The organism is Bacillus sp. FDAARGOS_235 (assembly GCF_002073415.2).
Classification (GTDB): domain Bacteria; phylum Bacillota; class Bacilli; order Bacillales; family Bacillaceae_G; genus Bacillus_A; species Bacillus_A toyonensis.
This window is the reverse complement of sequence record NZ_CP020437.2, coordinates 3,401,184-3,414,908: the sequence shown is the minus strand read 5'-3', so window position 1 is coordinate 3,414,908 and position 13,725 is coordinate 3,401,184. Positions and strand designations below refer to the sequence as shown.

Annotated in this window: 18 protein-coding genes and 1 riboswitch; of the genes, 1 reads left to right on the top strand and 17 read right to left on the bottom strand. The window is 35.5% G+C overall.

The annotated features are described in order from the left end of the window. The 11 genes from sufC to A6J74_RS19415 all read right to left on the bottom strand — a co-directional run bounded on the left by sufC (window position 1) and on the right by A6J74_RS19415 (window position 8,128). Window positions 1–786: a Fe-S cluster assembly ATPase SufC gene (gene sufC, locus A6J74_RS19465; RefSeq protein ID WP_080609569.1), complete on the bottom strand. Its 786-nt coding sequence runs from the start codon at window positions 784–786 to the stop codon at window positions 1–3. A gap of 238 nt (window positions 787–1,024) precedes the next feature. Beyond that, window positions 1,025–1,831: a methionine ABC transporter substrate-binding lipoprotein MetQ gene (gene metQ / locus A6J74_RS19460; RefSeq protein WP_000720648.1), complete on the bottom strand. Its 807-nt coding sequence runs from the start codon at window positions 1,829–1,831 to the stop codon at window positions 1,025–1,027. 75 nt (window positions 1,832–1,906) lie between these two features. Further along, window positions 1,907–2,719, bottom strand: coding sequence for a methionine ABC transporter substrate-binding lipoprotein MetQ (metQ, locus tag A6J74_RS19455; protein WP_000735098.1), 813 nt, complete (start codon window positions 2,717–2,719; stop codon window positions 1,907–1,909). Between the two features lie 22 nt (window positions 2,720–2,741). Beyond that, complete coding sequence (locus tag A6J74_RS19450) at window positions 2,742–3,407, bottom strand: methionine ABC transporter permease (protein ID WP_000359403.1); 666 nt, start codon at window positions 3,405–3,407, stop codon at window positions 2,742–2,744. Further along, window positions 3,400–4,425 carry a methionine ABC transporter ATP-binding protein gene (locus tag A6J74_RS19445; protein ID WP_000601773.1) on the bottom strand — a complete coding sequence of 342 codons (1,026 nt, stop codon included), beginning with the start codon at window positions 4,423–4,425 and terminating at the stop codon, window positions 3,400–3,402. The genes A6J74_RS19450 and A6J74_RS19445 overlap by 8 nt, the downstream gene beginning before the upstream one ends. A 309-nt stretch (window positions 4,426–4,734) precedes the next feature. Beyond that, a riboswitch (SAM riboswitch) is annotated at window positions 4,735–4,842 on the bottom strand. A 125-nt stretch (window positions 4,843–4,967) separates the two neighbouring features. After that, on the bottom strand, window positions 4,968–5,312 hold the full coding sequence (locus A6J74_RS19440; RefSeq protein WP_000781225.1) for a hypothetical protein: 345 nt from the start codon (window positions 5,310–5,312) through the stop codon (window positions 4,968–4,970). Between the two features lie 153 nt (window positions 5,313–5,465). Next, window positions 5,466–5,774, bottom strand: coding sequence for a thioredoxin family protein (locus A6J74_RS19435; RefSeq protein WP_002039867.1), 309 nt, complete (start codon window positions 5,772–5,774; stop codon window positions 5,466–5,468). Between the two features lie 3 nt (window positions 5,775–5,777). Continuing rightward, complete coding sequence (locus tag A6J74_RS19430) at window positions 5,778–6,122, bottom strand: toprim domain-containing protein (protein ID WP_000640865.1); 345 nt, start codon at window positions 6,120–6,122, stop codon at window positions 5,778–5,780. Window positions 6,123–6,388: 266 nt separating this feature from the next. Beyond that, window positions 6,389–6,772 carry a glycine cleavage system protein GcvH gene (gcvH, locus tag A6J74_RS19425; protein ID WP_000026896.1) on the bottom strand — a complete coding sequence of 128 codons (384 nt, stop codon included), beginning with the start codon at window positions 6,770–6,772 and terminating at the stop codon, window positions 6,389–6,391. Between the two features lie 41 nt (window positions 6,773–6,813). Continuing rightward, window positions 6,814–7,179 carry an arsenate reductase family protein gene (locus A6J74_RS19420; RefSeq protein ID WP_000218973.1) on the bottom strand — a complete coding sequence of 122 codons (366 nt, stop codon included), beginning with the start codon at window positions 7,177–7,179 and terminating at the stop codon, window positions 6,814–6,816. Between the two features lie 421 nt (window positions 7,180–7,600). After that, window positions 7,601–8,128, bottom strand: a complete 528-nt coding sequence (locus tag A6J74_RS19415) for a hypothetical protein (RefSeq protein WP_000826884.1) — start codon at window positions 8,126–8,128, stop codon at window positions 7,601–7,603. A 143-nt stretch (window positions 8,129–8,271) separates the two neighbouring features. On the opposite strand from A6J74_RS19415, the gene A6J74_RS19410 reads away from it, so the two are divergent. Beyond that, entirely contained in the window at window positions 8,272–8,919 is a 648-nt protein-coding gene (locus A6J74_RS19410; protein WP_000713778.1) for a phosphatase PAP2 family protein, read from the top strand. Between the two features lie 66 nt (window positions 8,920–8,985). On the opposite strand, the gene A6J74_RS19405 is transcribed toward A6J74_RS19410, so the two are convergent. The 6 genes from A6J74_RS19405 to A6J74_RS19380 all read right to left on the bottom strand — a co-directional run bounded on the left by A6J74_RS19405 (window position 8,986) and on the right by A6J74_RS19380 (window position 13,682). Further along, window positions 8,986–9,999, bottom strand: a complete 1,014-nt coding sequence (locus A6J74_RS19405; protein ID WP_000666180.1) for a PTS sugar transporter subunit IIC — start codon at window positions 9,997–9,999, stop codon at window positions 8,986–8,988. A 22-nt stretch (window positions 10,000–10,021) separates the two neighbouring features. Next, a complete protein-coding gene (locus A6J74_RS19400; RefSeq protein ID WP_000828231.1) occupies window positions 10,022–10,972 on the bottom strand; it encodes an L-lactate dehydrogenase in 951 nt (316 codons plus the stop codon). Window positions 10,973–11,265: 293 nt separating this feature from the next. Continuing rightward, on the bottom strand, window positions 11,266–11,514 hold the full coding sequence (locus A6J74_RS19395) for a spore coat protein (protein ID WP_001002985.1): 249 nt from the start codon (window positions 11,512–11,514) through the stop codon (window positions 11,266–11,268). 13 nt (window positions 11,515–11,527) lie between these two features. After that, a complete protein-coding gene (locus A6J74_RS19390) occupies window positions 11,528–11,713 on the bottom strand; it encodes a hypothetical protein (protein WP_001180553.1) in 186 nt (61 codons plus the stop codon). Window positions 11,714–11,864: 151 nt separating this feature from the next. Continuing rightward, window positions 11,865–12,578, bottom strand: coding sequence for a CPBP family intramembrane glutamic endopeptidase (locus tag A6J74_RS19385; protein ID WP_000048028.1), 714 nt, complete (start codon window positions 12,576–12,578; stop codon window positions 11,865–11,867). A 384-nt stretch (window positions 12,579–12,962) separates the two neighbouring features. Further along, entirely contained in the window at window positions 12,963–13,682 is a 720-nt protein-coding gene (locus A6J74_RS19380; protein WP_000767042.1) for an MBL fold metallo-hydrolase, read from the bottom strand. Window positions 13,683–13,725: the final 43 nt, after the last annotated feature.

Here is a 13,725-nt window from a genome sequence, read left to right as displayed (position 1 = left end):
TTACGCTTCTTGCTCTGCTGTTTCGTCTTCAATACCTAATTCTTTTTTAATCCAGTCGTAACCTTCAGCTTCTAGACGTTGTGCAAGCTCAGGTCCACCAGATTTAACGATACGACCGTTCATCATAACGTGAACGAAGTTTGGAGTGATGTAGTTTAATAAACGTTGGTAATGCGTAATCATTAGGCAACCGAACTCTTCGCCGCGCATTTGGTTAATACCTTTAGATACAACTTTTAACGCATCGATATCAAGACCAGAATCGATTTCGTCTAAGATTGCAATTTTTGGCTCAATCATCATTAATTGAAGAATCTCATTACGTTTTTTCTCACCGCCAGAGAAACCTTCATTTAAGTAACGTTGTGCCATTTCTGGATCCATTTCTAGGAATTCCATGTTTTTATCTAACGTACGGATAAATTTCATAAGAGAAATTTCATCGCCTTCTTCACGACGTGCGTTAATCGCAGAACGTAAGAAGTCAGCGTTTGTAACTCCGCTAATTTCACTTGGATATTGCATTGCTAAGAATAGACCTGCTTGTGCGCGCTCGTCTACTTCCATTTCTAATACATCTTCACCGTCAATGATGATGCTACCTTCTGTTACTTCATACTTTGGGTGACCCATAATTGCAGAAGATAAAGTTGATTTACCTGTTCCGTTAGGTCCCATAATTGCGTGGATTTCTCCACCTTTTACTTCAAGGTTTACACCTTTTAAAATTTCTTTGCCGTCAATTGATACGTGTAAGTCTTTAACCGTTAATGTAGAACCAGCCATCTCAATACCTCCATTAATCCTATATATACATTTTAAAAATTCCTAAAACGTTCATATTCTCATTTTATTCTCATTCTAATTTTATATCAAATAAAATGATATCGCAAACGACGAAAAAAAGTAACAATTTTTTCACAAATGTATATAAGTATTTCCTTTGCATCCTTATATGATACACCTTTCTTCTTATATATATAAAGAAAAAAGGACTGATAAATTCCCAGTCCTTTCCTTACGTTTATTCACTTACCGGAAGTACAGCACCTTTATATTCTTTAGTAATAAAATCCTGAATTTCTTTTGAATGCAATACTTCTACCAGTTCTTTAATTTCTTTTTTCTTCTCGTCACCTTTACGAACTGCAATAATATTTGCATACGGAGAGTCTGATCCTTCAATCGCAATTGCATCCTTTGTTGGATTTAATTTCGCATCAATTGCATAGTTTGAATTAATAAATAAAGCATCTCCCTCATTATTTTCATACAGCTTCGGTGACAGTCCAGGTTCAACATCTGTTTTAAACTTTAAGTTTTTCGGATTTTCTACAACATCTTTTACTGTCGCCTTAACAACATCTACTCCATCTTTAAGCTTAATAACGCCACCTTTTTGTAATAGTGCTAACATACGGCCGCGCTCAGCCACGTTATTACTCATAATAACTGTTCCGCCCTCTGGCAGGTCTTTTAAGCTTTTATATTTCTTAGAATAAATGCCCATTGGTTCTAAATGAATTTTTCCTGCGTTTACAATTTTATATCCTTTTTCTTGAATTTCTTTATCTAAATATGGAATGTGTTGGAAGTAATTCGCATCAATTTCTTTATCCGCTAACGCTTTATTCGGTAAAACATAGTCCTGGAACTTTTTAATCTCTAATTTAATACCCTTTTTCTCTAATATTGGCTGTGCTTTCTCCAAAATGACAGCGTGCGGCACGTTAGAAGCTCCAACGACAAGCTTATTTTCCTCTTTTCCCCCGCAAGCAGCTAATGTAAATACAGATAGCGCTGTAACAACTGACAGTATAATCTTTTTCATCTGATATCCCCTTCTCCCCTATAGGTATGTAGTTAGAAAAAAAGAGCCGGCATACACCAGCCCTTCTTCAAACAATTATTCTTTTACAGGAACAACTGCCCCTTTATACTCTTTAGTAATAAAGTCTTCAATTTCTTTAGAATGCAACACTTCTACAAGAGCTTTAATTTCTTTCTTATCTTTATCCCCTTTACGAACTGCTACGATGTTAGCATACGGAGAATCGCTACCTTCAATTGCAATCGCATCTTTTTCTGGGTTTAATTTCGCATCAATTGCATAGTTAGAGTTAATTAGAACAGCGTCGCCTTCTTTATTGTTATACACTTGTGGTAATAAACCAGGCTCGATATCCGTTTTGAACTTTAAGTTTTTCGGATTATCTGCAATATCTTTCGGAGTTGCACTAACTGGATCTACTCCGTCTTTAATTTTTAAAATACCTTCTTTTTGTAAAATTGCTAAACCACGTCCATGGTCAGTAACGGAATTACTCATAATGATTGTTGCCCCGTCTGGCAGTTCTTTTAAGCTCTTATACTTTTGAGAGTATACACCAATTGGTTCTAAATGAATTTTCCCCGCTATTTCAAAATCATATTTTTTATCTTTAATTTCTTTTTCTAAATACGGAATGTGCTGGAAGTAGTTTGCATCTAATTCCTTATCCGCTAACGATTTATTTGGCAACACGTAATCTTGGAATTTTTTCACTTCTAATTCAATTCCTTTTTTCTCAAGCAACGGTTTTGCCTTTTCTAAAATTTCAGCGTGCGGTACGTTAGAAGCCCCAACAACTAGTTTCTTTTCATCTTTATCTTTCCCGCCACAAGCAGCTAACCCAAAAATTGAAGTTGAAATAAGTGCTGTAAGTAATAATTTTTTCATTTGAAATACCCTCCTGTTTTCATTATCTTTTATCTATTCGAGTCGTTACACTATCACCAATCCACTGAATGAAAAATACAACTAGTAACACACAAATTGTCGCAACGATTGTTACATCGTTATTTCCACGCTGGAATCCTTCTAAGTAAGCAAGTGTTCCAAGACCACCAGCACCAACAACTCCCGCCATTGCTGTGTAGCCTACTAAAGCAATTGTCGTTACCGTAATACCAGATACTAACGCTGGTAATGATTCTGGAATTAACACTTTTAAAATGATTGTGCTTGTTTTTGCCCCCATTGCTTTTGAAGCTTCGATTACACCTTTATCAATTTCACGAAGTGCAATTTCAACCATTCTTGCGTAAAATGGTGCCGCTCCAATAATTAAAGCTGGCAATGCTGCACTAGCCCCGAGAATTGTTCCAAGGATAATCTTTGTGAATGGAATTAATAAAATGATTAAAATGATGAACGGTATAGAACGGAATATGTTTACAAAGGCTCCAATCCCTGTATTAACCGCTTTGTTTTCCCATAAATTATCTTTCGATGTCATAAAGAGTAACAATCCTAAAATGAGTCCTAAAACAAATGTGGCAAGCGCTGCGATTGCCGTCATATATAACGTTTCACCAGTCGCTTCTAACATTTGATTCCAATCAACATTTGCGAGTAACTTATCCATGTGCAATCACCTCCAGCTCTACTTGATCTTGATGTATTCCCTCTATCGCTTGCTGGATTGCTGTTTCCTCACCATTTAAATGAACAACTAAACTTCCGTAAGAACCGTTATTCGTTTGTGCGATATTTCCTTGCAAAATGCTAACTTCTATATCACTGCGTTGCATTAATCTTTGAAGTACTGGTCTTTCTACAGCCTCGCCGACAAACTGCAAGCGAATTACTTTGCCATCTGGATATTTTTCAATTAAACTTTCAATTGTTTCGTTTGTATCTTCAGAATCTGTTAACTGCTGTACAAAGCGTTTCGTAATGTCTTGCTGTGGATTACGGAATACGTCAAGTACTGGACCTGTTTCTACGATTTTCCCTTTCTCCATTACCGCAACACGATTACAAATCTTTCGAATTACGTGCATCTCATGTGTAATCAATACAATTGTTAAACCGAGACGCTTATTAATATCAAGTAGTAAATCTAAAATTTGATCTGTCGTTTCCGGATCCAGTGCTGACGTTGCTTCATCACATAAAAGCACTTGTGGGTTGTTAGCTAACGCTCTAGCAATCCCAACACGTTGCTTTTGTCCACCACTTAACTGGGATGGATACGCGTCTCCTCTTCCTTCTAATCCAACGAGATGAATTAACTCATCAACACGTTTTCTTCTCTTCTCCTTATCAACACCTGCAATCTCAAGTGGAAATGCGATATTTTCGCGTACAGTTCGTGACCAAAGTAAGTTGAAGTGCTGAAAAATCATTCCAATTTCTTGCCTTGCCTTACGAAGTTCACTTCCTGTAATTGCTGAAATGACACGATTTGCAATTGTAATTTGGCCAGAAGTTGGTTTCTCTAACTGATTAAACAGCCTTATTAAAGAACTTTTCCCAGCACCACTATATCCGATAACACCAAATATTTCGCCTTTTTCTATTTTTAAATTGGCGTTATCTACAGCAGTGACATCACCGCTTTTTGCCTTATATATTTTCTTTACATTTTCTAATAAGATCATGATGTTCACCCCTTTTTTAAGTAAAAAGCGCAAGCGGCTCGTTTAGAACAAGTGGACGCCCGAATCCCTGACGTAGAGGCGCTTTTTGCCTCATAGGAAGGGATGAAACGAACGACTGTTCTAGCCGCTGGAGCTGGATTTCATAAAACTTTGGATAGACTCCGCAATTTTTTTATTTTTCATGCGTGTAATCTATCGCCATAGCTCCTCTTATTATTTGAATGTCCTCCACATTCAAACAACAAAAAAACCTTTCCGCTTTAGAGAAGCAGAAAGGTTTATATGCGTATATAACAACATTATCCCTCTCTCTCATCTCTCAAAGCATTCGCTTTGCAGGAATTGGCACCATTTCAACATAAGTTGACGGTTGCCGGGCTTCACAGGGCACAGTCCCTCCACCTCTCTTGATAAGAGAAATCAGATTTAATTTTCGTCTGATTTGTAATTTATGAAATTGTCTATATTTTATGAATTGAATTGTATCAATATCCACACGTCATGTCAACAAGAATTTTCACAAAACAAGAAACTTCAGAATTTTAAGCACCTACTGACATCGGTTTACATATATGAAACATCGATTCAACTAATAGCATCGTTCGATATGTTCCCGAATATTGCACACGTCCATCGTTCATTAACGTTTGCAATCTTACATTTCCGTTCACTAATTGTTTTACATCCTCTTCATCTAAGCACACAATTTGTTCCGTTCCTCTTGCCTCTTGTGACAATTCTATATAATCTCTTGAAATTTGTAATGAACAACTTTCATCTCCAAAGCGGAAATTAACAGTTTTTTCTCCTTGTCTTAAAAGCGGTTCTAAATGATATTGACCGTTAGCGTAATTTACAAATGATTGAAGCAAAGAATATAATTTCACCCTAAATCACATCCTTCATATCACTTTCTATTACATACCATTTCCCTCTCACTAAAGAGCAATCCTGTTACTTTCGCTCGACAAATACTGTATCCATCCCGCATGTCGACATATTTCCCAAGAAATATGTCGAGGCGGCAAAAACTTTGCCGCCTACTTTAATTCCGTATATAAATATTCAACCGAATGAAATGCATATATCTTCTTCATGAGTGTCCCATTTTCAAAAACAAGTAAACAAGGCACACTTTCGATTCCATACTCTTTCGCTAAATGCGGAGCATAATTTAAATCTAACATTCCAATTTTCAACTCTTCAATCGTCATCTCGACAACCGTTAACATCTTCTTTGCTAATTGGCATGTTCCACACATCGGTGTATATACATATAGCACTGTTTTTTCTTCATTCTCTATTAGGGCTGTAGCTTCGGCTCCTGTCCAGTCAATCACTTCTATCATTCCTTACCGTAAATATTCTGTATAAACGTCAATGTCAGCTCCCCATAATACATTTGCTAAATGTGAAGAAGGTGCAGTCGCCACTTCTCGGTACGAGCGATCAATATAAATATGCTCTGCTTGCGGAAATTCTTTTCGAAACTGTTTCCTTAACTTTTCTCCTGCATCATCAGCATCCACTAGCACATATACGTCCTTATCAAAAAACTGATCAATGAGCTCATCCATTTTCGACAAACCAATTGTACCATTTGTACAAACAATTTCCACCGGTTCACGAATAATAGATTCAATCTTTCTTCTGTCTGATTTACCTTCTACAATAATGACTTTTTCTACATAAATCATATGTCATCACCCGATCACCATATACTATACAACCTTTAACCTAGTATATAGTATATTCGTTATTTTCATGTTGTTTCCTGTTTATTTTTGCAAAAGAAAAGCGGAAGCGGCTTGTTTAGATTGTAAAAAGCATGAAACTTCACTAAATAGATTTCCCATTAATGTACTCTCACATGATAATTGATTCATATATATGTGCTTTTCAACTCATTATGTAGCACAAAATAAAAAGGACAGCACAAAGGCTGTCCTTCAGTTGACTAAAATTAGTCTTGGTTTGTCATTTCTGCATATTTTTCTGCAGTTAATAACTTCTCAACTTGGCTTGCATCAGAAAGTTCAACTTTAACCATCCATGCACCCTCGTATGGAGATTCGTTTACAAGTTCTGGTTGGTCACTTAATTCTTCGTTTACTGCTACAACTTTACCGCTTACAGGTGCGTATAATTCAGAAACTGTTTTAACAGATTCTACGCTTCCGAATGGCTCGTCAGCTTCGATTGTTGCACCTACTTCAGGAAGTTCAACGAATACGATATCGCCTAGCTCACCTTGTGCAAAGTGAGTAATACCGATTACAACTTCATTACCTTCAGTTTTTACCCATTCGTGTTCTTCAGAGTAACGTAAATTATTTGGAATGCTCATGACTGTACCTCCAGTGAATGTATTAATTATGTAAAAATACCTTATTGGTACTTTTTCCACACACTTTCAAACTGCTCTTCGTTAAAACCAAGTGTTACATTCGTTCCATCTGTTACAATTGGACGTTTAATCAACATGCCATCAGATGCTAAAAGCTCATACATTTCGTCTTCGCTTGCATCTTTCAACTTATCTTTTAGACCAAGTTCGCGGTAACGCATTCCACTTGTATTAAAGAATTTTTTTAATGGTAATTCACTTTTTACATGTAAATTACGTACATCTTCTTTTGACGGTGGATTTTCAACAATATGAATCATCTCATATGCTACATCGTTTGCCTCAAACCATTTCTTTGCCTTTTGACATGTGCCACACTTTGGATATGAATAAAATGTTACTGTCATAAATTCACCTACTTTTTTACTAACCTTTACCTTTATCATATAGAAAACGTTTTATTATTTCAAACGATTATTCGCTAAACTTTTACTTATTTCGTGATAAATTTTAATAATCCTGCGAATTTTTCTTATTTTTCCGCCATTTGTTAAGAAAAAAATAAATATATAATTTTTTTCGATTCTTCTCTCATTCTGCATCGAACATATATCTTAAACAAACGTTTGATTAATTTTCTATTTTTCTATGTGAGCCTTTGTGCTGCATCAATTCTTTCCTACCGAACATACATCTTAAACAAACGTTTGATTAATTTCCTATTTTTTTATGTGAGCCTTTAAACTGCATCGATTTCTTCCTACCGGACATGCATCTTAAACAAACGTTTATTCAAAAAAGAAGAAGCCCCTTTTACGGCCTCCTCCATCATCGACTTAAATAATCTGAAATTGTTTGAAACACTACTATATACATATTATGAATATTTTGATTGGAAACCGTATCTTTATATAATCCCATACCCCAATACTGTCCTTCAGGGTTTCCCATATTTACAAATCCTTGCGTATACATCATAGCTCTATCCTTTGGGGCATTGTCATAATCTAAATCTTTTTCAGTAAAAATTAAGTATGGTTTATCTTGTAAGCCAATAAAAAACACTGGCTTCTTTAACGATAAAAATAAGTCCGTATACCGCTCCTTTGATGCCTCTTTAAAATATTCTTTCATAACGAAAAAACCATCAACTTTTGCTGATTTCTCCTGCATCTCTTCTAGCTTTACACTTTCAAACTTTATATTTCTAAACGTATCTTTCGGTTTTTCTCCAACAACTCCAATTACGAGTGCTCTCCCGTTATATTCTAATTTCTCTCCTTCTTTATCCTTTGCACACCCAGCACTCACTAGGCATATCAATATAAAAAATAAGAAATACGATAAACGCTTCATATAGCACTCTCCCCTTCTTTTAAGTCAAGTGACAAAAACGTAAGGTTAATTCAAGAAAATGTAAGTAAAATCGATAGCCCAATTTACGTTTCTATATTATAATCAATTGAATTTACCTACATTACTAAACATAGGAGATTATCATGAAGAAATTTAAACTTTCATCTTTTCTTCCGTTAAGTTATATACTTCTACTCGTACTCGTAAGTCCCCTTTACGACGTATTAAATAAATCAACTGTTCACGCAGTAGATGTCACAACTGTAGTAGATGATTGGATTCCATTTGTAAAAGCATTTATTATTCCTTATTTACTTTGGTTTCCTTACTTATACGGCGCACTTATTTATTACTGCTTTGCTGATCGAAAGCAATATTACGTTACTTTAAGTAGTGTAATTCTTGGCAAACTTGCTTGTTTTTCTATTTATTATTTTTGGCAGACAACTGTACCACGTCCAACTGTCGTTGGAACAGACGTATTTTCTGAACTAGTTCGCTATATTTATAGTATTGATCAACCGGTAAACTGTTTCCCTAGCATTCACGTTCTTACGACATTTGTAATTATGTTAGCTGCCTTTAAGCGTAGAGAGCAACATGCTTTTGAATATTATATCCTTACTTTCTTCGGTACACTTATCATTTTATCAACACTATTTACGAAGCAACATGCATTTGTAGATGCTGTTTCTGGAATGACGCTCGCGAGTATATTATACTTCGGCGTTCAGCTCTTATTAGCAAAAGAAACAGTACGCATTCCAGTAAAACAAAATCATAAGATGTAACATAACAAAAAAGCAGACTGTGGCTTCTTCAGTCTGCTTTTATCTATTATTAAGGAGATTTTCAAATTAAGATTGCGGTACAGTCATATCACCAGAATGAATACGACCTGCTTTTTTAAGAGCAATGTAAAGTATATAAGAAACAGCTACTGGAATGATGATATAAGTGATTGCCATAGCTGGAAGAACTCCCCATCCTTGACTGGAAATTAAATTAATTGGTGCGATAAGAGAACTTAATCCAAGACCAGCGATTTCTTTCCCTGCTTCTAATTGGAAAATTAATGCCGATACTGGGCCGACTATCGCACTAGCGACGACAGTCGGGACGAGAATCATTGGATTTTTAGTAATGTTTGGCAACTGTACTTTCGGAGTACAAAGCGCCTGAGCTAATATGCCACCTAAATTATTTTCTTTCGCTGAGATTACAGAGAATCCGATAAACTGAGCAACGCATCCTGCTAGAGCTGCACCACCTGCAACGCCATCTAAGCTAAGTGCGATCGCTAATGCAGCTGATGAAGCTGGAGAGATAAGTAATAGCCCCCAAACTACTGCAATGACGATAGAAGCGATAAACGGGCTACCAGCTGAACTATCTTTAATAAATGCTCCAACTGTATTTAAAACAGGAGTAATATTATGAGATAACCAAATACCAACTAAACCAGAACCTAATATGGCCGCAAATGGAACGAGCATCATATCTAACGCAGTTTTTCCACTTAAACGTTTACCGATATATACAGCTAAAGTTGCTGTTAATAATGCACCGATTGGCTCACCTGTTTTAATGATTAGACCCGCTTCAGTAATTGAAATGGATCCGGCACCAATCGCTCCAGCTACCATCGCTGAAAAGATAACAAGACCGTTTGCACCGAGCATAAAAGCAATGCCGGCACCAATTGCTGGTGCCATAAGTGATTTTGCAACAACTCCGATTGTAATAAGTAATGGAATATCAACAATTCTTCCTATATTTTCGATCAGTAAACCAATTCCGAGGGATACGAAAATACCTTGTGCGATTCCAGCAGATGCTTTAAATACACGAGACATTATATATTCCTTCATTTGTTTCACCTTCTCCTATAAGTTAGTAACCAATTGTTTTCATATAATCACGTAAAATATCGTTTGATTTTGCGAATCGAGATTCTTCGTCCTCTGTTAAGTTTAGTTCTACAACTTCTTTCATACCATCTCTAGTAATAATAGCTGGCACTCCTGTACAAATATCATACTCACCGTACTCTCCATCTAAAATGGCTGATACAGCAATAACACGGTGATCATCGTTAAAGATTGAGCTCGCAATATACGCTAGAGAATTTCCGATTCCGTAATAAGTAGTACCTTTTCGTTTATAAATTTCCCATCCTGCTTTTGCAGTCTTCTCAACAATTTCATCTAAATCTATTTCACCAAATCGTTCTTTTTGCTCCTCTAAAATTTGTAGAATTGGCTTTCCACCAACAGTTACGTGAGACCAAGCAACCATTTGAGAATCACCATGTTCTCCTAATGAATACCCATGAATACTACGAGGATCTACATGTAACATTTCAGATAAAATTGTTCTTAAGCGAGAAGAATCTAGTGATGTACCAGTACCGATCACACGATTTCTAGGTAATCCAGATAATTTCCACACTTCATATGTAATAATATCAACTGGGTTCGATGCAAGTAAGAAAATACCGTCAAATCCACTTTCCATTACGCCGCCAACAACACTTTCCATAATTTTCGCACTCGCTCCTAAAGTATCTAAGCGACTTTGTCCAGGTTTTGGTGCTGGTCCCGCTGTAATAATAACGATGTCCATATCTTTGCAGTCTTCATAGCTTCCTGCATATACTTTTGTTCTTGTATTTGTAAAGTTAATGCAATGTGATAAATCCATCGCTTCCCCAACTGCACGTTCATGATTTATATCAATTAATAATAGCTCTTCGCAAATGCCTTGATTTACAATGGAATATGCACAACTTGATCCAACTAATCCAGTACCGATAATTGCAATTTTTCTTGTATTTCTTTTCATAGCAATCTCTCCTAATTGATCATATAATCTATTTCTTTTGTTCTTTACACTCTTAATTATAGAGATTCCCACGATAGAAACCATGGATACTTTGTGAAATATTGAGCAAAGTTTTTGTCCTTTTTGTGAATTGTTATATTTAATTTTCGTCATATTTGTTACAACTGAAAAAATATTTATTATGTATTTATTGACATATATAAATTGAAACTTCAATCAACCTTTATCCATTGGGCTTTTACGGGACAAAACAAAAAAACGAGCGACTTCATTCGCTCGTTTTTTTCATCCCATTATTCCGCACTTAATTGGCCTTTTAATTGCTGCACAATCATTGGATTCGCAGGTGCTGCCGGTTTGTAATAACTCTTTTGCTTTGCGTACTCATACATATTACGTTGGCGCATTTCATCTTGATTACGAATTTGAATTAATGTTTGGTGTAACTGTTCATTATCAGACTGAGCAATATAATTTGCATAACTTGTTAAACTTGCATTTAATCCTGCTAAATAATCATTTACCATATCTTTTTCATTCATTTCTCTCTTCCTCCTATCCTAAAAAAGTCATTAATTGTTGCTTCGTATTTCGTGCATCTTGCGCATCCTTTTGTAGCATTTGTTTCAACTCTGGATCTGTACACGTCTGTGCATACTGCTCCAACTTGTTAATAATTGTTGCGTGTCCACCGATTAAATGACGTAAGTTTTCTACTTCAAGCTCTGTTAAATTTTGCATGGAATACTCCTGCCTTTCTTTGTTCATTCGTCATTAGTATTTGGTTCTTTTTGGATTATATACATGCATGAATTAACTTCTCCTACCTATAAACAAAATAAAAGATGCATAGCTAGGCCATCCATCTTTTATGCTAAATATTCGTTCAATTTTATAGAGATACAATCATACTTATACTCACAAGTAAATTCCATACAATGTGTAAAATAATACTAGGTATAATAGATTGCGTCTTTTTGTATAACATCGCAAACACAATCCCCATAATCGTCGCCGTAATTAGAAGACCTCCATGAAGAATTCCAAAAATGAAGGAAGAAATAATGATACCAACTAAAAAATTATATTTCTTTTCTAAAAATCGATATAAAATACCTCGAAATAGAATTTCTTCTTTAACCGGTGTAATTATAGCAACACTTAACACATATATAATACTTTGTAGACTATTTTGAAGTCCTAAGCTCCCTAATTGTTTCTGTTGTTCTGCTGCACTTTCAAAACTAAACACATGTAACATTAAATATTGTGATAATGCAATAACCATAAAACCAATTAATAGATATAAATATGTCTTCCCATTCTTCAAAACGGATAAATCCCAAATATATTTAATAAAATGAAGAACTGGTTTATAAGCTAATAAAACGATAGCAACAACAGCTGCATCTAATAAAAGGAAATAGTACCCTTCTAAATTATCACGCAACGCTTCCTCACCATAAATCCCAAAAGCTAAACCAAGGAATAACCCTCCTAGAAGTAAGAATCCTAAAATGATTGCTATCATTACAAATAGATTTTTATATGTTATATTATCTATTTTCCTTTCCACACTATACGCTTCTAACACCGTTTTACTCATACTATTCCTCCATTTGTTTTCATTACCTTAACAAAAATCCTTTAATATAAATATAAGGATAATATAACAAAAATTTCAAAAAGAATAATATGCAATTTTACATATTATGAACGCTTTGTATTCTATAGTTTTAGGAATTATATTATTATAAAATAAAAATTTCTTACTTCCACATCATGATCCCCACTTCATACTAAACCTTATGAATAAAAGGAGAGGTAAACATGAAAACACATGATTTTCTTACTAAGGTGCAAGATAGCTATGACCCTAACCCAAGCCAAGACCCTTTTATATTTATGTTTTTCGGTTTCCTATTAGCGATATACACATACTTAAAACCCACAAAATAATATCATTTAGCAAAAAAGAGCCTCTAAACAATTAAAGGCTCTTTCTAGTTAAATTCCTTTCCGCTTCTTCAATCGCCCGTTGCATTTGCACTAACGGATTTTTAATCATCTTCCCATGCCCTGTCGCTAATATAGACGGCTTATACTCTAGCAATTTCTGAGCGCTTTTTAATGAAACTTCTGCATCCCACGTACCAAACATAGGAAACGGAAAAAGCCACATCAACTGCCCTGCTACCGCCACTCCTCCTCTCGTTTGAAATGCATCTCCAACAATGAGCGCATCATTTCTCGTGTCTAAAAACGCCATTGATCCCGGTGTATGGCCTGGGGCTGCAATTGCTACAAGTGAACCAATTTGATCTCCCTCTTGAAGAAGGATATCTGGAATCGTCTTTATCCTTTTTGACACACTCACTTTTACTTGCGTGCCTGGTTCTCCGAGTTGCAGTGACAAATCCCCTTCAAGTAAACGAGCATCTCTTTCAGAAATATAGACCGAAACATTCGGCAGTTCTTGTTTTATAGCATCAAGCGCTCCTACATGGTCATCATGTGCATGTGTTATAACGATATTCGTAATCGGTTTTCCTAGTTTTCCAGCCGCTTCTAAAATCTTCTTTGCACAAAATGGCAAAGCTGCATCAATTAACGTTAATCCTGTTTCTTCTTCGACAAAGTAACAGTTAATCGGAAATAGACGCGGTAAAAATGCGATTTGATGAACTGTTCCTACTTTTATTAACTTCATCTCCTATCCCTCCATGAAAAAGAGCTGTTTACAAATACATATG